At 71.5% G+C, this 16,828-nt stretch carries 17 protein-coding genes; 4 read left to right on the forward strand and 13 right to left on the reverse strand.

Annotated elements, in window-relative coordinates:
• Positions 1–125: 125 nt before the first annotated feature.
• Positions 126–1,172, reverse strand: a complete 1,047-nt coding sequence (locus VM840_07810; GenBank protein ID HVL81479.1) for an NAD-dependent epimerase/dehydratase family protein — start codon at positions 1,170–1,172, stop codon at positions 126–128.
• A gap of 33 nt (positions 1,173–1,205) precedes the next feature.
• Between VM840_07810 and VM840_07815 the strand changes: the two genes are divergently transcribed.
• Positions 1,206–2,381: a zinc-dependent metalloprotease gene (locus VM840_07815; GenBank protein HVL81480.1), complete on the forward strand. Its 1,176-nt coding sequence runs from the start codon at positions 1,206–1,208 to the stop codon at positions 2,379–2,381.
• Positions 2,382–2,387: 6 nt separating this feature from the next.
• Here the strand turns inward: VM840_07815 and VM840_07820 are convergent, their stop codons facing one another.
• Positions 2,388–3,671: a D-arabinono-1,4-lactone oxidase gene (locus VM840_07820; protein ID HVL81481.1), complete on the reverse strand. Its 1,284-nt coding sequence runs from the start codon at positions 3,669–3,671 to the stop codon at positions 2,388–2,390.
• A 49-nt stretch (positions 3,672–3,720) separates the two neighbouring features.
• On the opposite strand from VM840_07820, the gene VM840_07825 reads away from it, so the two are divergent.
• Positions 3,721–4,212, forward strand: coding sequence for a flavin reductase family protein (locus VM840_07825; GenBank protein ID HVL81482.1), 492 nt, complete (start codon positions 3,721–3,723; stop codon positions 4,210–4,212).
• A gap of 58 nt (positions 4,213–4,270) precedes the next feature.
• Here the strand turns inward: VM840_07825 and VM840_07830 are convergent, their stop codons facing one another.
• The 7 genes from VM840_07830 to VM840_07860 all read right to left on the reverse strand — a co-directional run bounded on the left by VM840_07830 (position 4,271) and on the right by VM840_07860 (position 12,240).
• Entirely contained in the window at positions 4,271–5,425 is a 1,155-nt protein-coding gene (locus VM840_07830) for a phosphotransferase (protein HVL81483.1), read from the reverse strand.
• 165 nt (positions 5,426–5,590) lie between these two features.
• On the reverse strand, positions 5,591–6,793 hold the full coding sequence (gene hutI, locus VM840_07835; GenBank protein ID HVL81484.1) for an imidazolonepropionase: 1,203 nt from the start codon (positions 6,791–6,793) through the stop codon (positions 5,591–5,593).
• Positions 6,786–8,447 carry a urocanate hydratase gene (hutU, locus tag VM840_07840; GenBank protein HVL81485.1) on the reverse strand — a complete coding sequence of 554 codons (1,662 nt, stop codon included), beginning with the start codon at positions 8,445–8,447 and terminating at the stop codon, positions 6,786–6,788. The genes hutI and hutU overlap by 8 nt, the downstream gene beginning before the upstream one ends.
• Positions 8,444–9,985 (reverse strand): histidine ammonia-lyase, encoded by a 1,542-nt coding sequence (gene hutH / locus VM840_07845; GenBank protein HVL81486.1) that lies wholly within the window; start codon positions 9,983–9,985, stop codon positions 8,444–8,446. The genes hutU and hutH overlap by 4 nt, the downstream gene beginning before the upstream one ends.
• Entirely contained in the window at positions 9,982–10,908 is a 927-nt protein-coding gene (locus tag VM840_07850; protein HVL81487.1) for an arginase family protein, read from the reverse strand. The genes hutH and VM840_07850 overlap by 4 nt, the downstream gene beginning before the upstream one ends.
• 40 nt (positions 10,909–10,948) lie before the next feature.
• Positions 10,949–11,911: a hypothetical protein gene (locus VM840_07855; protein HVL81488.1), complete on the reverse strand. Its 963-nt coding sequence runs from the start codon at positions 11,909–11,911 to the stop codon at positions 10,949–10,951.
• The gene (locus tag VM840_07860) at positions 11,908–12,240 is read right to left on the reverse strand and encodes a PadR family transcriptional regulator (protein HVL81489.1); all 333 of its coding nucleotides are present in this window, start codon (positions 12,238–12,240) and stop codon (positions 11,908–11,910) included. The genes VM840_07855 and VM840_07860 overlap by 4 nt, the downstream gene beginning before the upstream one ends.
• A 136-nt stretch (positions 12,241–12,376) precedes the next feature.
• On the opposite strand from VM840_07860, the gene VM840_07865 reads away from it, so the two are divergent.
• Together VM840_07865 and VM840_07870 are read left to right on the forward strand one after the other, a co-directional pair.
• Entirely contained in the window at positions 12,377–12,778 is a 402-nt protein-coding gene (locus VM840_07865) for a hypothetical protein (GenBank protein ID HVL81490.1), read from the forward strand.
• A gap of 85 nt (positions 12,779–12,863) precedes the next feature.
• Positions 12,864–14,234 (forward strand): PAS domain S-box protein, encoded by a 1,371-nt coding sequence (locus VM840_07870; protein ID HVL81491.1) that lies wholly within the window; start codon positions 12,864–12,866, stop codon positions 14,232–14,234.
• Here the strand turns inward: VM840_07870 and speB are convergent.
• From speB to VM840_07890, 4 genes are read right to left on the reverse strand one after another with little or no spacing between them, the layout of a single operon-like run.
• On the reverse strand, positions 14,231–15,013 hold the full coding sequence (speB, locus tag VM840_07875; protein HVL81492.1) for an agmatinase: 783 nt from the start codon (positions 15,011–15,013) through the stop codon (positions 14,231–14,233). The genes VM840_07870 and speB overlap by 4 nt on opposite strands.
• Positions 15,010–15,900, reverse strand: a complete 891-nt coding sequence (gene speE / locus VM840_07880; GenBank protein ID HVL81493.1) for a polyamine aminopropyltransferase — start codon at positions 15,898–15,900, stop codon at positions 15,010–15,012. The genes speB and speE overlap by 4 nt, the downstream gene beginning before the upstream one ends.
• A complete protein-coding gene (gene speD, locus VM840_07885; GenBank protein ID HVL81494.1) occupies positions 15,897–16,277 on the reverse strand; it encodes an adenosylmethionine decarboxylase in 381 nt (126 codons plus the stop codon). Before speD ends, speE begins: the two co-directional genes overlap by 4 nt.
• A gap of 5 nt (positions 16,278–16,282) precedes the next feature.
• Positions 16,283–16,765, reverse strand: a complete 483-nt coding sequence (locus VM840_07890; GenBank protein HVL81495.1) for an arginine decarboxylase, pyruvoyl-dependent — start codon at positions 16,763–16,765, stop codon at positions 16,283–16,285.
• Between the last annotated feature and the right edge of the window lie 63 nt (positions 16,766–16,828).

Consider the following 16,828-nt stretch of genomic DNA (forward strand, 5'->3'; position numbering starts at 1 on the left):
ATGTTGGAGATGATGCTGGTGACCCCTCGTGGATACACCCGGTATCTGATGCTACAACGCACGCGGCCCCCTCTGGAGAGACCATCGTGCCACGGCGCGAGGAGGGTGGGAACCCCCGGACGGCTTCAGGCGCGGGTTCGACGCGCGCGACGGCGGGCGAGCCCGCCCGCGAGGGCCGCCGCACCCAGCGCCGCCATCACGAGGTCGCGCGGGCGGGCACGCACCGGCCCAACGATCACCCGGGTGCCCGCGGCCGCCGCCGCTGCGGAGAGGACGTCTCGACTCGTCCGCTCACAGGAGAACCCGAGCTCGGCGAGCTTCGCACCCGACATCGCCCATGGGTACATCAGGAAGGGGGCCTCGGACGGGTCCAACGTGGTCAGGCGCATCTTCGCCAGGCGAGCGATGCGGACGTCGGCCTCCTGATGGGTCACCACGACCTCGCGCGCTCCGACCGTCCGGACGGCCTCGCTCAGGGTCACGCGGTCGTCTGGGCAGACGTGGAAGACCCCTCCGAGCCGCCTGTCCACGGCGAACTCGAGCGCCCGCGCCGCGTCGGACGGGTCGAGCAGCTGGAACTCCGCGTCGTACCCCTGCACCCGCACGGCCACGGTCCCGCCCAGGAGCCTCACGCCCAGGCCGTCCGAGGCGTCGAGCCCTGGTGCCATCCTCAGCACCGCCACGGCGGTAGACGGGTTCTCCTCCGCGAACGCGCCCGCCACCTCCTCCGCCTCCGCGCGGTGCAGCGACAGCGCGGATGCGGGGATCGGCCGCAGCGGCGACCCCTCGGTGAGCGGGTAGTCGTTGTCCGGGTGGGCGCCGAGAGCCTCGACCGCCGACCGGACCACCACGTGGGGGACGCCGGCCTCGGCCGCGGCCCGCAGCGCGTTGCGGGTCCCCCCGACCACCACGTCGTGCGCCTCGTCGCCGCTCCCGTAGGAGGTCGCCAGGTGGATCAGCGCGTCGCACCCCCGCAGGACCTCGACGAGAGAGGCGGACCGGACGTCCAGACGGTAGAACTCGAGGTTGCGAGCCGTGAACCCGGGCTCCCCGACGTCCACCGCGACGATCCTGGACACGTCGTCGCGTGGGTCCAGGCGCTCGATGAGAGCCCTGCCCACTCGTCCCGAAGCACCCGTTATGGCGACGACGCTCAGGACGGCTCCCCTCAGCTCGTGGAAGGACTCGAGCCTACACTAGCCTTCATGGACGGACCCCCCATAGAGCCCACCGGCATCCCGCGACCCGCGCCCGACTGGTGGGAGCAGGTGCCCGTGCTGCGGGAGCTGTACCGGCTCCTGGCCGAGCAGGGACCCGTGAACTGGGAGCTGGCCCGGCAGATCGGCGTTGCGCTGGGCTCCGAGGACGAGCCCGACCCGGGAGACCTGGCCGAGGCGCAACGGGAGCTGGAGGGGATGTCCCGCGCGGCCCAGCTCGAGTGCGAGTCGTTCACCGAGCTCGTGACGGGTGCGGTCGCGCCCGTGCATGCGGTGACGCGCCGGAGGTGGGTCGAGGAGAACATCTCCGTCTTCAAGCTGCTCATGGAGCCGCTCGCGAACAAGCTGACGGCGGCGGCGCTCCCTGCCGACCTGCCGATCGCCCTGCCGCCGCAGGCGATGCAGGCGATGCGTCAGGTGGGGGGGCTCCTCATGGGGCTGCAGTCAGGGTTCGTGCTTGGGTACATGGCGCCGCACGTCGTCGGACAGTACGAGCTCGTCCTGCCCGACCCGTCCGGCGGCCGCCTCCTGTACGTCGTGAGCAACATGCGGAAGGTCGAGCAGGACTGGAGCCTCGACCCGGCCCAGTTCCGCTACTGGATCGCCCTGCATGAGGTCGTCCACCATCTGCAGTTCAGCCGGACGTGGACCCGCAACTACTTCCACGCGCAGATCCGGGCGGTGATCGACTCGCTCGACCTCGACCCGACGCGGCTCGCCTCGGCCTTCGAGGGGTTCGACATCTCCGACCCCGAGCGGATGATGGACCTCCTCTCCGATCCGGAGCGGATCATGCAGGCCGCCTGGACCCCTCTCGGGAGGGACGCCGTCGGGCGTCTGCAGGCCTTCATGACGATCGCGGAGGGGTACGCGACCTTCGTCATGGACGCGGTGGGAGCCAGGCTGCTGTCCGACCACGCCCGCCTGCGGGAGGTGATGGACCGGCGGAAGGCAACCAACTCACCCGGGGAGCAGCTGCTGGAGCGCCTGCTCGGCATCGAGCTGAAGCGCCGCCAGTACGAGGACGGGCTCAGGTTCTGCCGCTACGTGGCCGGGGTCCGTGACATCGCCACCCTCAACAGGGTCTGGGAGAACCCGGAGACCCTGCCCACCAGCGAGGAGCTCGCCGAGCCCGACTCCTGGATCTCACGCGTGGTGGGTTGAGGTCCGTCAGCCGACCGGGCCGAGCACGCGGTCCAGGTACGCGTTGCGGAGACGTCCCTGCGGGTCGAGCTTCGAGCGCAGGGCGGCGAAGTCGTCCCACCGCGGGTAGACCTCGCGGAGGTCGGCCGCGGCGCGGAAGTGGATCTTCCCCCAGTGCGGACGGCCCTCGTATGAGCGCATCACCGACTCGACCGCCGTGAAGTACTCCCGGTGGTCGACACCGCGGTAGGTGTGGACGGCGATGTAGCAGGTCTGGCGCCCGAACGCCGGCGAGAGCCAGCTCTCGTCCGAGGCCACGAAGCGGACCTCGACCGGGAAGCTGATCCGGAAGCCCCGCGTCTCGATGAGCTCCCGGACCCGCAGCACCGCGTCGCGGGCGTGCTCGCGGGGGACCGCGTACTCCATCTCGGCGAAGCGGACCAGCCGCGGGCTCGAGAACGCCTCGTGGGATGGGAGCACGACGCGTCTGCGGCCCAGCTGGCCCGCGACGAACCGAGCCAGGTCGGGCACCCGGTCCGGACGCGCGCGGCCGACCCGGGCGACCGCGCCGAACACGCCGTTGGCGAGGACGTAGTCGGAAACGAACGACTTCACCGGACGGCGTGGCGTCGGGGGACGGTCGGTGCGGTTGTTGCGCTTCAGCAGGACGGCGTCCGTGTGCGGGAACCAGAAGAACTCCGCGTGGTCGTTGGAGTCGGCGAGCTCGTCGAGGTCCCCCAGCACGTCGTCGAGCCTCGCCCCCTCCTCCTGCGCGTAGAGGCTGAAGGCCGGGACGCATCGCAGCGTCACGGTGGAGATCACCCCGAGCGCGCCGAGGGAGACCCTGGCCGCCTTCAGCTCGTCGTCGCCCTCACCGAGCTCCACCACCTCGCCCGCGGCGGTGACGATCCTCAACCCGGCCACCTGCGTCGAGATGTTGCCGTATCGGAGGCCGGTCCCGTGGGTGCCCGTCGATATCGCGCCCGCCACCGTCTGGTAGGCGATATCGCCGAGGTTCTCGAGCGCCAGCCCGTTCGCCGCGAGCGCCGCGTTCAGGCGGTGCAGCGTGATGCCCGCCTGCACGGTCACGAGGCCCGACCCCCGGTCCACGGACAGGACGCCGTCGTAGCCGTCCATCGTCAGCATCAGCCCGTCGGTGCAGGCGATGTCCGTGAAGGAGTGGCCCGACCCCACGACCTTCACCGGCCCGCCCGTCCGCAGCGCCTCCACGATCTCGGACTCGCTTCGGACCGCCCGTATCTCGCGGGGGGAGCAGGTCGCCGTGCGGCCCCAGTTCCTCCACCGCGTCATCGCGACCTCCGGGTGTGCAGCCGAGCCAGGATGGTAGCGTACGCGCGCGATGGCGCCGACCGCCGACGACTACCGCACAGTGATGCGCCGGCTCCCTACCGGGGTCTGCGTCCTCACCATGCGGGGCGAGGACGGCCCCCACGGGATGACCGCCAACACGGTGACCTCCGTGTCCCTCGACCCGCTCCTCCTGCTGGCCTGCATCGACCGGACGGCCCGGGCGCACGGATGGATCGAGAGCTCGGGCGAGTTCGTCGTCAACGTCCTGGGAGCCGGACAGGCCGACCTGTCCCGCCGCTTCGCGGTGCGGGATCTCTCCGACGCCGAGCGGTGGGAGGGCGTCCGGACCGTCCCGTCCCGCACGCTGGACATCCCCCGCATCGCCGGCTGCAACGGGTACATCGAGTGCCGGGTGCGCGACACCCACGACGGCGGTGACCACTCCATCTTCGTGGCCGAGGTGGTCGACGTGGAACCGGCGCTCGACGCGCAGCCTCTCGTCTTCTGGAAGCGCAGCTACCGGACCGTCACACCCGAATGACTCGCGACGGGGGCCCGGCTCCCGCGAGAGGTGGGAGCCGGGCCGGCCTCTTCGCTCGCTACGCCAGGGCGGCGAGGATCCGCAGGTAGTGGTCCCGTGTCCGGGGTCGGGCCAGCAGACCCCGCAGCTCCAGCACCTCGCGCCGGCGCCACTCCGGGTCCGGACCCTGGAGAGCCCCCGAGATCCGGCCCGCGGTCCAGTTGAGCCAGGCTGCGATATCCGCGACGAAGCTCCCGAGCGTCAGCGTCGGCACGTAACCGGAGACCGACCGGTAGCCGTCCACCAGGGCCCGGACGGCCCGCTCGTCCGGTGCGCCATCGGGCGCGACGGACCACGAACTCAGCACGGACGCGAGCTCCATGCTCCGCAGGAACGAACCTGAGAAGTCCCAGTGCGTGACGGCGAGCGAGTCGCCGCACGTCCGGACGGACAGGTCGCAGATGCACAGGATCGGCTCCTCGTCCGTCTGTGGCGTCTCGATCGCGGTCAGGTCGACGATGTGGACCAACGCGTCGTCGAGAGCCGTCGCCCACTCGGCTCCCGAGGCGCGCACGGTGTCGGCGATGCGGTGCCACTGGTCCGGCGTCCGACGCTGTGTCAGCCACGGGTTGACCGGACCGGTGGCCGGCAGCGCCGTAGAGTGCAGGGTCCCCAGGATGCGCCCGACGCCGCGCGCGACCTCCTCGGACGCGGGCTTCACGGGCTCGGGCCCCACGTCGAGCCACACGTCCGCGCACCAACGCTTGCCCTGGACGCTCTCGACGAGGCTCCCGCCTGGGCTGCGTACGGGGACGGGAGCGACCATCCCGCGCGCGATGGCGGCCTCCCGCAGACGGGCGGCGTCCTCGAGCATCTGCGGGGTGATCCAGTCGAGGATCGTCCGGACCCTCCAAGTGCCGGCGTCCGTCTGTAGCTTCCAGTCCTCCCCGGTCTGCGACCACGCGAGCTGCGACATGGGGGCGACGGGGGTGCCGAGCCCGAACGCCTCAGCGAGCTCGGCTCCCAACTGCTGGTCGACGCTCGCGTCCGCGGCCCGGCGCCGCTCGACCTCGGCCTTGAGCTCCGTCCACGACCGGAAGCCGTAGCGTTCGGCGAGCGTCCGCTGCGCGTCGCTCAGCGTCACCGACGCGTCGTTCTCCCGCAGCACGGCGAGCAGGTCCTTCGCCTCCCGGCGAAGGAAGTCGAGACTCGGGGTCTCGGGCAGGATCTTCATCGCACACCTCGCTCTCGCCCCGGACCCGCGCGGGCTCCTCTGAGAGCTCGGTGATGCCGATGCTCGTCCGTCACTCCGGGGGTGGCTTCGAGCCTTCCGGCGGGTCGCGGCGCGGCCCCTCCCGCGCTGGAGCGAAGATAACAACGCCCCCTAACGCGGTCAACGTCAGAGGCGTGGGGTGCGTCCCAGGTCCGGACGAGGGCTCCCCTCCGCGACGACGCCGCCGCACACCACGACATCGGCCAGGTTGGCTCCCGCCTCGTAGCCGAGCGACAGGTGGGAGTCGGACGCGAGGATCACCAGGTCCGCGCGGGAGCCGGGGATGAGGCGGCCGATGTCCGGACGCCGGAGCGAAGCCGCCGCCCCCGCGGTGGCGGCCGCGAGCGCCTGGGTCGGGTCCATCCCGATGGTCCGGACCGCGATCGCGATCGCGAGCTGGAGGTGGGCGTCCGGCGCCATCCCCGGGTTCAGGTCGGACCCGAGCGCGAGCGTCATCCCGGCTTCCCGCATCATCCGGGCGTCCGGGAACCGTCCCAGAGACAGCGCCGTCACCGGGCAGAGCACACCCGTGACCCCGGCTGCAGCCATCGCGGAAGCCTGCTCCGGCAACACGAACAGCAGGTGGTCGGCGGACGCCGCTGCGAGCTCGCAAGCCAGCTCGACCCCGCCCGAGTCGGCGAGCTCGTTCGCGTGGATCCGCACCTCGAGCCCGTGCTCCCGCCCAGCCCGAAGGACCCGGCGTGACTGCTCCGCCGTGAAGGCACCCTGGTCGCAGAAGACGTCGACCCAGCGGGCGAGCGGCGCGCAGACCGGCGTCATCTCCTCGGCGACCCCCTCTACGAACGCGTCGGGGTCCGTGCCGGGGGGCACCGCGTGGGCGCCGCAGAAGGTGATCTCGAGGTTCACCGGGTGGCGGCGATCCGCCTCCGCGAGCAGCTGGAGGAGGCGGCGCTCACCCTCGGTCGTCAGCGCGTAGCCGGACTTGGCCTCGACCGTCGTGGTCCCGTGCGCCAGCAGGTGATCGAGCCGGCGAAGGACGCCCTCCAAGAGATCGTCGTCGGTCGCCGCGTTCGTCGCGTCGACGGTCGTGAGGATGCCGCCTGCCTCGTAGGGACGGCCGGACGCGCGGGCGGCGAACTCCTCACGCCGTTCTCCCGCGAAGACGAGGTGTGTGTGCGCGTCCACGAGCCCGGGGACCACCGCTCGGCCGGCCGCGTCGAGCTCCTCGAGCGCAACGGGAGCCTCGCCGTCCGGACCGACCCATGTCACGCGCCCGTCCGTGATCGCAACCGCCCCGCTCTCGACGACGCCACAGGACGGATCGCAAGTCACGACCTCGGAGCAGTTGCGGACGACGAGGTCAGTCACGCGGCGTGGGGGACATGGGGAGGTCCACCCCCTGCTCGGACGCCGTCTCGATCGCCGTCCGGTACCCGGCGTCCGCGTGCCGGGCCACCCCGATGCCCGGGTCGTTCGTGAGGACGCGCTCGATCCGGACCTCCGCGTCGGCGGTGCCGTCGCAGACGACCTGGGCTCCCGCGTGTATCGAGTTGCCTATCCCGACCCCGCCTCCGTGGTGGACCGCGACCCAGGACGCCCCCGAGGCGGTGTTGAGCAGCGCGTTCAGGACGGGCCAGTCGGCTATAGCGTCGGACCCGTCGGCCATCGCCTCCGTCTCCCGCCACGGGGAGGCGACGCTGCCTGTATCGAGGTGGTCGCGCCCGATGACGACGGGAGCCTTCAGCTCCCCGGACGCCACCAGCTCGTTGAACCGCAGGCCCGCCCGGTGGCGCTGTCCGAGCGCGAGCCAGCAGATCCGGGCCGGGAGCCCCTGGAAGGCCACCCGCTCCCGGGCCAGGCGCAGCCAACGCTGGAGCGCCTCGTCGTCCGGGAACTCCTCGGCCACCGCCCGATCGGTCGCCGCGATGTCCTCCGCGTCGCCGGAGAGGGCGACCCAGCGGAACGGCCCCGAACCCCGCGCGAACAGGGGCCGGATGTAGGCCGGGACGAAGCCGGGGTAGGAGAACGCGTCGGGGTAGCCGGCCGCGGCCGCCTCGCCCCGGAGGTTGTTGCCGTAGTCGAAGACCTCGGCTCCCGCGCGCTGGAACCCGACCATGGCATCCACGTGGGAGACGATCGACTCGGCCGCCTCCTTCAGGTAGCGGTCCGGGTCGTCCTGGCGGAGGTGGGCGGCGTCGCCCGGGTCGTGCCCCCGCGGGACGTAGCCGCTCAGCGGGTCGTGCGCGGCGGTCTGGTCGGTCACGATGTCGACCTCCAAGCCGCGTGCGAGCAGGAGGGGGTAGATGTCGGCGGCGTTGCCGGGGACACCTATCGAGAGCGCGCGTCCATCTCGCTTCGCGGCCAGAGCGGCGTGGACGGCCTCGTCGAGGTCGTCGATCCGCTCGTCGAGGTACCGGTGCTCGATCCGGCGGTCGATCCGGTCGGGGTCGACCTCGATGCAGAGGGCGACGCCTTCGTTCATCGTCACCGCGAGCGGTTGCGCGCCCCCCATCCCGCCGAGCCCGGCGGTCAGGACCAGCCGGCCGCGCAGCGAACCGCCGAAGCGGAGCTCGGCTATGGCCGCGAACGTCTGGTAGGTGCCCTGGAGGATCCCCTGCGTGCCGATGTATATCCACGACCCGGCCGTCATCTGGCCGTACATCGTCAACCCCTCGGCCTCCAGCCGCCGGAACTCCTCCCAGGTCGCCCAGCGCGGGACGAGGAGGGAGTTGGCGATCAGGACGCGGGGGGCCATCTCATGCGTCCGGAAGACCCCCACGGGCTTGCCCGACCCGACGAGCAGCGTCTCGTCCGGGGCCAGCCGCCGCAGCGTCGCGCATATCGCCTCGAACGCCTCCCACGAGCGAGCGGCGCGTCCGGTGCCGCCGTAGACGACGAGATCCTCCGGCCGCTCGGCGACGTCCGGATCGAGGTTGTTCTCCAGGCAGCGGAGCGCGGCCTCCGCCTGCCACGTCCGGCATCTCAGCTCGGGCCCGCGGGCGGCGCGCACCACTCGGCTCATCGCAGCCCCCCGATCGCGGCGGCCGCGGCGTCGGCGAGGCGTCCGGACTCGACGAGCTCGGTGGCGAGCTCCTCGATGTCCGTGCCTATCACCCGGTCGTCGGTCAGCGGGGCGCAGTGCTCGCGGACGACAGCGAGCGCGGCCGCCGTCCCGGGGGCGGGGTCGGGCTCCCGGAGCTCGAGCGACTGGGCCGCGCACATCGCCTCGATGGCCATGATCCTGGAGAGGTTCGCGATGACGCGGCGCAGCTTGATCGCCGCGTTCCACCCCATCGCGACGTGGTCCTCCTTCGTCCCGGACGTGGGGATCGTGTCGACGGTTGCCGGCGACGCGAGGAGGCGGTTCTCGGCGACCAGGGCCGCCTGCGTGTACTGGGCGAGCATGAACCCCGAGCCCAGTCCCGGACGTTCGGTGAGGAACGGCGGGAGACCCTCGGAGTGCGTCGGGTCGAGCATCCGGTCCGACCTGCGCTCGCTGATGCTCCCGAGCTCGGCCAGGGCCTGGGCGAGGAAGTCGAGGGCGAACCCGAGCGGCTCCCCGTGGAAGTTCCCGTTCGTCAGCACCTCCCCGGTCTCGGAGAAGACGAGGGGGTTGTCCGCCACCGAGGCGAGCTCACGCTCGAAGACGCCGCGCGCGTAGGAGATCACGTCCCGGCACGCGCCGTGCACCTGCGGGGCGCACCGGAGGGAGTAGGCATCCTGAACGGCGTGGTCGGAGTGGCGGTGCGACTCCACGATCGGGGATCCGGCGAGCAGGCGGCGCAGGTTCTCCGCCGAGAGCTGCTGTCCGGGATGGGGGCGGAGAGCGTGCAGGCGGGGGTCGAAGGGCCGGTCCGTCCCGTGCAGCCCCTCTATGGTCATCGCGCAGACGACGTCGGCCGTCCGGGCCAGCGTCTCGGCGTCGGTCAGCGCCAGGCACCCGATGGCGAGCATCCCCTCCGTGCCGTTCACGAGCGCGAGCCCCTCCTTGTAGGAGAGCTCGATCGGCTCGAGCCCGGCGAGCCCCATGGCCTCCGCGCCCCGCATGCGCCGGCCGTGCACGACCGCCTCGCCCTCGCCGACCAGGGGGAGCGCGAGGTGCGCGAGCTGGGCCAGGTCGCCGGACGACCCGACCGAACCCTGCTCGGGGACGACGGGGTGCACCTTGCGGTTCAGCATCTCGACCAGTCCCTCGGCGACGAGCGGACGGACCCCGGAGTAGCCGGTGGCGAGGGTCCGGGCGCGCAGCAACAGCATGGCCCGGACCACCTCGACCTCCAGGGGCTTCCCCACACCGGCCGCGTGCGACCGGACCAGCGAGAGCTGCATCGCCTCGAGCTCATCGTCGGGGACGCGGACATCGGATAGCGCCCCGAAGCCGGTCGTGATCCCGTACTCGACGCGTCCCTCCCGGACCGCGTCCTCGACCACGGCCCGGGACCGCAGCATCAGCTCGACGCTTCGGGGTGTCAGCCGGACCGGGGCTCCCTCGCGGGCCACCGCCACGACGTCCTCCACGCGCAGAGGACCTCCGTCGATCTCGACGACGCGGTCGATCACCGCGTGGCCACCCCGGCCAGGAACGCGAGCAGCACCTGAGCCGCGAGCCGGACCGTCACCTGTTCGACGTCGCGGGTCGGGTCGACCTCCACGATGTCCATCGCGACGACCGACGGATGGGCGCCGAACCGGAACGCCGCGTCGATCACGTCCCCGGGCATCAGCCCCCCGGAGAGGGCAGCCGGGCAACCGGGGGCCAGGGCGCGGTCCACCACGTCGAGGTCCATGTCCACGTAGACGGCCCTGTCCCCGGCCGCGTCCAGTGCGCGGTCCACGAAGGTCCGTAGACCGTGCTCCCGCACCGCGTCGACCCGGACGACGTTGATGCCGGCCTGGTCGGCGAGCTCCGAGTGCGCCCTGGCGTTGCCCTGGTCGGCGATGCCGATCTGCCAGACCCGGTCCCCGGGCAGTCCGCCGTCGAGGAGCATCCGGACCGGGGACCCGTTGGACAGCCCCGCCCGCAGGTCGTGGTGGGCGTCCAGCGTCACGAGCATCGAGGCGTCCAGCCCCTTGAACGCTGGACGGGTGATCGAGTTGTCACCTCCGATGAGGGCGACAGGACGTCCTCGCAGGGCCGAGCACGCCTCCCCGACGGCCTCCAGCGCCTCGATGGGCTCCAGGCCTCGCAGCCGGACGTCCCCCACGTCGACCGCGTCCAGCTCGGACAGGTCGACCCCGCGGCCGGCGTGCCAGGTGGGCAGCCGCCACAGCGCGTCGCGTACGGCCTGCGGGGTGAGCTCGCACGACGCTCCGGACAGCGAGAGGGCCGAGAACGGCACCCCGAGCACGCGGACGTCCGGGTCAGAGGGCTCCCGCTGCAGCCACTCGGCGGCCCGCAGGAAGTCGGGGTCGGGCTGGGACGGGGGGTCGTGGTAGACCGCCGGGACCAGCGACCGGCTCGTCGGAGGCGTCGGCGGCACCATCGCGCCCAGCCTACGCGACCGCGTCGCAGGGACGCGCCCGTCACCCGGGCGGCGCGCCCTCCTCGGTCTGCGGCACCTCCGGCTGCTCCGCGGCGGCGGGCGGCACCGTCTCCGTGGGCGCCTGGCCGGTCGCGGGTCGGGGCGAAGGCAGCACCACGATCGCGGGACACTCGTCGATCTCTGTGAGCGCGGTCGACCGACGGGGGTAGATGTTGTCCTCCTGCGGTGCGGGCACGTTGACGATCGGCCGACCGGACTGGTCGAACAGCAGGACATCGCTCAGCGGCGTCCCGTCGGATGCGTGGGGGCAGATGTTCGAGATCTCCGAGCCATCCCGATGCCGCAGGTGCTCGTCCTGGTACGCCCAGGCGGGCTCCGCGTACACCTCTCTGTACCTCACCGACTGGGTCACGAAGAAGCTCGACAGGAGCACGGCGCCGGACGCGACGATCGACATCTTCCGCCACGTCCCACCTGTCCCGGCCCGGCGCCCCAGGGCCACCGATGCCCACGCCAAGCCGACCACGGACGCCAGACCGACCAGCCGGCTCCCGCCGAGCGCCGGTATCGGCACGTCACGTCGATGGAGATGGCCCTGCTGCATCGCGGTCAGGACCATGGCGGCCAGCCATCCCCTCAGGAGCCACCAGCCCGGACGCAGCTCGGTCGCGAACGCGCGCAGGGGCTGGATGCTCTCGCCCTCCCAGAGTTCGGCGGCGGCGCGGTAGGGCCGCGAACGGGCGACCCGGGCGCTGAGCGCCTCGAGGCGAGGACGACGCGATCGCTGCGGGAGCCCGGCCGAGGCCCGGAGCTCGGCAGCGTATGCGTCCGGGTCGCCCAGCCTCTCGCGCAGGGAGCCGTCCTCCTCGGCCGCCACCTCCCGCAGGTGGTCCTCCAGATCCTCGACGAGCTCCTCGCGCTCCTCCGTCCCCAGGTCCGACAGGTGGGTCCGCACCTCTGAGAGGTACTGCTTCACCTCGGCATCGCTCGCGACCCTGTTCATGCCACCTTCCTCCCAGATCCCACGAGTGCGTCCACTGCATCGGCGAACGCGGACCACTGCTTCGTCGCGTCCTCGAGCAGGTCGCGTCCGGACTGGTTCAGCCCGTAGTACTTGCGGTGCGGACCCTCCTCGGAGGGCACCACGTAGGAGGTGAGACGGCCCTGGGCGTACAGCCGCCTCAGGGTGCCGTAGACCGACGCGTCGCCCACGTCCTCCAACCCCGACGCCCGTAGACGCCGGACCACGTCGTAACCGTATCCGTCCTGGGGGGCGAGGACCGCCAGGACCGCCAGGTCGAGGACCCCCTTCAGGAGCTGGCTCGTGTCCATCGCTTCTCTCCTTCCCGTACTACTGTGCATACGATACTAGTCGGCCCGGAAGATGTCGAGCCTCCAGGGCCAGGGGCTTCAGTCGGGCCGTTCGGGGCCGACTCCATCAAGAGCGGATCGATCCAGGAGGGGTTCGATGGGCGCCTTGCAGATGCATCCACGGTTCCCGGAGCGCGAGCAGCGCGACCGGGCGCAGCGCGCCTTCGAGATCTTCGCGTCCGACATCTGCTCGCAGCAGGGCCGGACGTGGGACGAGATCTCAGAGGAGCTCAGGTCCAGCGGTATCGCCCCCCGGGCGGTCCCGGCGGTGATCGAGCGGGGCTGGGTGGCGGTCGACCCCGACCCCGTCCGGTTGACGCTCGGGGAGCACCCGGCGCACCGGGGAGGACTGCTGATCCCTCGTGGGACGCTCCGGCTGGTCGAACGGTTCGTGGGCAGCCTGTCACACCCGGCCGGCGGACGGGGCACGCCATCGCGGCGCCTTCACCCGTTGGCGTGGGTCAGGTCACGCGGCCACCGCGAGGGCCGGTCAGCCTGAGACGGACGAGCCCAGGCACGGACGGATATTCCTATCGGAGGGCACGGCGAGCCGTGTACCTGGTATCGGGACGGTGTTCGTAGGGATGGCGCATGCAGACGATCTGGCCGCGATCATCAGGTCGTCGCACGATGCGATCTACGGCAAGGACCGCGACGGCGTCATCACGACGTGGAACATCGGCGCCGAGCAGATGTACGGCTACACCGCCGCCGAGGCGGTCGGGCAGCCCGTATCGATCCTGATCCCACCGCACCGCCGGGGCGAGGAGAAGGACATCCTGCGCCGGATCCTCGACGGTGAGCGCATCGAGCACTACGAGACCGAGCGACTGCGGAAGGACGGGTCGCTCATCCGGGTCTCGCTGTCGATCTCGCCGATCGAGGACGCCAACGAGGAGCGCGTGGGGGCTTCCGTCATAGCGCGCGACGTCACCCGGCGATACGACGAGTCCTCGATGTTCCGCGCACTGCTCGAGTCTGCGCCCGACGCGATGGTGATCGCCGGCACGGACGGACGGATAGCCATCGTGAACCGCCAGACGGAGCAGATCTTCGGGTACGACCGGGATCGACTCGTGGGCGAGCATATCGAGGTGCTCGTCCCCCCTCGATTCAGGTCGAGGCACGCCCACCATCGGGCAGGGTTCTTCCTCGACCCGCAGGTGCGCCCGATGGGTCCAGAGCTCGAGCTGTACGGGGTCCGCAGCGACGGGACGGAGTTCCCCGTCGAGATCAGCCTCAGCCCCATCGCGACCGAACGCGGGCTGCTGGTCGCGGCGGCCGTCCGCGACGTCAGCGAACGGAAGGGCGCGGAGGACCGGTTCCGGAGGTTCCTCGAGTTCGCCCCGGACCCGATCGTGATCCTGGACGGCGAGCAGGTCATCGTCGAGGCCAACTCGCAGGTGAAGCAGGTCTTCGGGTACGGGAGGGAGGAGCTCGTGGGGCGGTCGATCGAGACCCTGCTCCCTGAACGGTTCCACGGACAGCGGTTCACCCAGCCGGACGGGTCGGCTGCGGCGGGAGAGCTCCAGCGCATCGGCCAGGCGACCGGTCTCTGCGGTCGACGGAAGGACGGCAGCGAGTTCCCGGTGGACATCAGCTTCGCCCCCCTCGAGACTCACGAGGGGACGCTCGTCTCGGCCGCGATCCGCGACGTGTCCGAGCGCAAGCGCGCCGAGGACCACGCGCGAAGGCTCGAGGAGATGTCCGCACGTCGGCGCCAGGCGCTCGAGCTGAACGACGAGATCCTCCAAGGCCTCACCGTCGCCCTGTGGGCGCAGTCGCTGCACCGCCACGAGGAGGCCCGCGAGGCCATCGAGAGGACGATGACGGCGGCCCAGTCGATCATCACCCAGATGCTGGTCGAGGAGAAGGAGGACCGCCCGATCGAGGGGGGCGACCTCGTCCGGGAGCGGAAGGCCGACGTGCTCCGCAGGTCGCCGGAAGGCGCCTAGCCGCCGAACCCCAGGATCATCTCCCTCACGAGGACCGCAGCGCTGACCTGCGTGACCCCGGAGGGGTCGAGCGGCGGGGCCACCTCCACCACGTCGAAGGCGACCACCTGCGAGATCGTCGAGAGCGCGTCGAGCAGCTCCCCGAGCCGGGGTCCATCGGGCTCCGGGTTGCCGACCCCCGGCGCGACGGACGGGTCAAGGACGTCGATATCGACGGTGACGTAGACGGGGCCGTCGGGATCGGTGACGTCCAGGGAGCGCGGATGATCGCGCAGGAGCCCACGGGCGTCCGCCCACTCCTCGCGGGAGCCGGACCGCACCCCGACGACCGAGCACGCGACACCCGCGTCGGTGATGCGCCGGAACGTGCACGCGTGCTCCCCAGGGTAGGTCGCCCGCAGATCGAGGTGAGCGTCGAATCCGACCACGCTGAGGCCCGGACAGCGCCTCGCGACCGATGCGACGAGCGGTGGCGTGATCGAATGGTCCCCGCCCAGGGAGACCAGGAGGGGCCGGGCTCCCTCGGCCCATGCCCCGGCGACGAACGCCTCGGCGTCGGAGGGGTCCCCCACGTCGACGATGTCCAGATCCTCGAGGTCGCGGCCGAGCCGCGGGCTGAAGGACTCGATCGAGTCGGAGAACGTCCGGATGCCGGCCGGTCCCGAGGCGGCTCCCGACCTGAAGCTCACCGAGTCGTCGACCGGGAACCCCGCTATGACGACGTCCGCCGCGGCCGAGGAGGCGTCCGCCCGGCGGGCGGACAGGAACACGTCCCTCACGCGCGACCCTCGGCGACCGCTTCGTCCACCGCGTCGCGGACGTAGGCGGGTAGGGCGAAGGCGGCCCGGTGGAGCTCCGGCGTGTAGCAGCGTGTCGCGATGCCACGGCCACCCAGGCGCGCGCTCACCTGCTCGGGGGACGTGTGGGAGACGGGGGTGCCATGGGTCCCGCAGGTGAACGACCAGACGACGCCCGGGTACGTGGGGACCGCCCCGAGGTAGACCTCCGTCGTCTCGAACACCGAGGACATGTTGCGGACCCCGACCCTCATCTCGTCGGATTGGTAGAGCGGGTTGCTCGTCTGCTGGACGATGACCCCGCCGGGACGAAGCGCCCGGCTGCAGGACTCGAAGAACCCGACCGAGGACAGGACCGCGGCCGGACCGAACGGGTCGGTCGAATCCACGACGATCGCGTCGAACGATCCCGGGTTCTCCTCCACGTACGCCGCGCCGTCCGCGAAGACGATGTCCGCCCTCGGGTCGTCGAGGGCGCCCGCGGAGACGCTGGGTAGGAGCTCGCGGCTCACGCGCGTGACCGCTTCGTCGATGTCGCATTGGACGACCCGCTCCGGGCCGTGCTCGAGCGCCCGTCGGAGCGCACCGCCGTCGCCGCCCCCCACGATGAGCACATGGCGCACCTGCCCGAGCGACGCGAGAGCCGGGTGGACGAGCATCTCGTGGTAGTGGAACTCGTCGTGCTCGGTCGTCTGGACGAATCCGTCGAGCAGGAGCATCCGGCCGAAGTAGGGGTGCTCCCAGACCTCGAGCTGTTGGTACGGCGTCTGCTCGCGGTGCAGGAGGTTCCCCGTGTAGACCCAGTCGTACCCGCCGGTGACGCTCTCCCCGTAGGTGCGGACGCCGTCGCCGGCGTACCGCTCGCTCACGACACGCGAGCTGGGACCGGCTTCGGGGTCATGCCCCCGACGATGCCACGACGGATCTCTGTCACCTGCACCCGGCCCGGCAGCAGGTACCGGCTGAGCGCGTCGACCCCGGCCTGCACATCCGCCTCCAGGTTGCAGGTGAAGATGTCCACGGCGGCGTACCCGTACTCGGGCCACGTGTGCACGGCGATGTGTGACTCGGCGATGATGGCCACGCCCGTCACTCCGTGCACGGGGAACTCGACGACGCGGACGTCAAGGAGGGTCCCGTCGATGGCCCGCACGGCCTCTTTCAGGGCCTGCTCCAACGCCTCGGCCGAGTTGATGTTGCTCGCGTCCCACATCTCGACTATGAGATGCCGACCCAGTGCCTTCATCCGCGTCACCTCCCTCCCGTGTTCACGGGTTCCGGATCCAACATCATCGCGACGGCGACCGCGCTCCCGAGCCGGTCGACCTTGTGCTCCCCGGTCACGAAGCGGACGTCGTCGAGCGTCCAGCCGCGCCGGGCGAACCCCTCTTCCACCATCGCCTGGACGACCCGCTCCGCGTCGTCGCCCGGCCCCCGGTGGCTGTACTCCATCAGCACCCCGCCCTCGGCCCCTATCCCTGCCCCGATGCAGGCGGAGATGATCTCGCCGGCGACGTTGGACGTGATGTGGGCGTACACGGTGGGGACGATCGTCCCGACGGGGAGGTCGGGCTTCGGTCCGAAGCGGCACCCCTTCGGCACGATCGAAGAGACCCTGATCAGGTTCGCGTTGTGTGCCCCCGCTTCGAGCAGCGCGTTGTCGAACGCGTTGAGTGGGGTGCGGCCCTCGGATGCGCCGGACGCGAGGTGGATGAGGCGCGGCACGTAGATCATCGGGCCGAGGGGAGGTCGTGGGGGACGGTGCGGGGGGAGAGAGCGGAGAGCGTTCCGCGGAAC

The sequence above is a fragment of the Actinomycetota bacterium genome (assembly GCA_035540895.1).
Classification (GTDB): domain Bacteria; phylum Actinomycetota; class JAICYB01; order JAICYB01; family JAICYB01; genus DATLFR01.

What these genes read in the sequence shown, in the direction of transcription:
- VM840_07815 (HVL81480.1), top strand. Translation starts at nt 1,206, where the DNA reads ATGGACGGACCCCCCATAGAGCCCACCGGCATCCCGCGACCCGCGCCC.
- VM840_07820 (HVL81481.1), bottom strand. Translation starts at nt 3,671, where the DNA reads ATGACGCGGTGGAGGAACTGGGGCCGCACGGCGACCTGCTCCCCCCGC.
- VM840_07825 (HVL81482.1), top strand. Translation starts at nt 3,721, where the DNA reads ATGGCGCCGACCGCCGACGACTACCGCACAGTGATGCGCCGGCTCCCT.
- VM840_07830 (HVL81483.1), bottom strand. Translation starts at nt 5,425, where the DNA reads ATGAAGATCCTGCCCGAGACCCCGAGTCTCGACTTCCTTCGCCGGGAG.
- hutU (HVL81485.1), bottom strand. Translation starts at nt 8,447, where the DNA reads ATGAGCCGAGTGGTGCGCGCCGCCCGCGGGCCCGAGCTGAGATGCCGG.
- VM840_07850 (HVL81487.1), bottom strand. Translation starts at nt 10,908, where the DNA reads ATGGTGCCGCCGACGCCTCCGACGAGCCGGTCGCTGGTCCCGGCGGTC.
- VM840_07855 (HVL81488.1), bottom strand. Translation starts at nt 11,911, where the DNA reads ATGAACAGGGTCGCGAGCGATGCCGAGGTGAAGCAGTACCTCTCAGAG.
- VM840_07860 (HVL81489.1), bottom strand. Translation starts at nt 12,240, where the DNA reads ATGGACACGAGCCAGCTCCTGAAGGGGGTCCTCGACCTGGCGGTCCTG.
- VM840_07865 (HVL81490.1), top strand. Translation starts at nt 12,377, where the DNA reads ATGGGCGCCTTGCAGATGCATCCACGGTTCCCGGAGCGCGAGCAGCGC.
- VM840_07870 (HVL81491.1), top strand. Translation starts at nt 12,864, where the DNA reads ATGGCGCATGCAGACGATCTGGCCGCGATCATCAGGTCGTCGCACGAT.
- speD (HVL81494.1), bottom strand. Translation starts at nt 16,277, where the DNA reads ATGAAGGCACTGGGTCGGCATCTCATAGTCGAGATGTGGGACGCGAGC.
- VM840_07890 (HVL81495.1), bottom strand. Translation starts at nt 16,765, where the DNA reads ATGATCTACGTGCCGCGCCTCATCCACCTCGCGTCCGGCGCATCCGAG.